Here is an 889-nt window from a genome sequence, read left to right as displayed (position 1 = left end):
ATGCAAAGCTAGTGTTATATAATTTCTGCAGCAGAGTAAGTAACAATATAAAAATCAAAGAAAAAGGCGGAAAGAATCCACCTGATATTGAATCACTGATAGCTAAAGAAATACTGCCAATCCGTCCTAATCGCCAGAATGAACGGAAAGTGAAAGCCAAATCACCGGTATCTTTTAACTATAGATATGATTAACAACTAATATTATATATTTTTAAAATGTAGTAGCAATACTACAAATTTCGTCGTGCTTTCAAATAAAAATACCATCCAGACAATAGTATCTGGACGGTTCGTTATTTCTTAACTTAAAGATATTGATATGAATTTTATTATATGTTTTTGTGTGTTTATATTAATGTTAGGCTTAACTGTGAAACACAAAGGAGGACTTAGGATTGCTGCCAATGCTTCAGTATCTTGTAGTATATTGCAGATAAGTACACAAAATTTTGGGAATTTAACATTTTGATATACGTTATACTTGTCGTAGTACAAATAGTGATTTATATAAGACTGAAAAAGAATAAGAAAATCATATTAGATCTATTACAGTTGTTATTAAGTTTAGTGTTATCACGTTTATTAAATATATTTACGTATATATTTCAACTTTTCAAAATTTAAAAAGCCCATTTTGTCGTCTTTGCTTTACGATAATTTGTACAGGTATAGGAACGAGCATATCGTTGATTATGCAACTTGAGCCAAATCCGCCCAATGGGTAGGCATAGTATAAATAGATTTGAAATGTCTATTTCATCGAAGTAAGCGTTTATAGTAAAAAAATATGAAAAAAATTAAAAAAACATTTGACGAAGTGAAAAGTATTTGGTAATATAGATGAGCACTGCTGAGGTGCAGATGATCTTTGAAAACTGAACAGGAAA

At 29.8% G+C, this 889-nt stretch carries 1 pseudogene; it reads left to right on the top strand.

Going from position 1 to position 889, the window contains the following annotated elements:
* Positions 1-194, top strand: a pseudogene (locus KTQ83_RS11850) (IS4 family transposase); the annotation flags it as partial.
* Between the last annotated feature and the right edge of the window lie 695 nt (positions 195-889).

Origin of the sequence: Holdemanella porci (genome assembly GCF_019052655.1) — a bacterium.
Taxonomy (GTDB): Bacteria; Bacillota_I; Bacilli_A; order Erysipelotrichales; family Erysipelotrichaceae; genus Holdemanella; species Holdemanella hominis.
The sequence above is the reverse complement of the archived record's forward strand: the minus strand, read 5'-3'. Positions and strand labels throughout refer to the sequence as shown.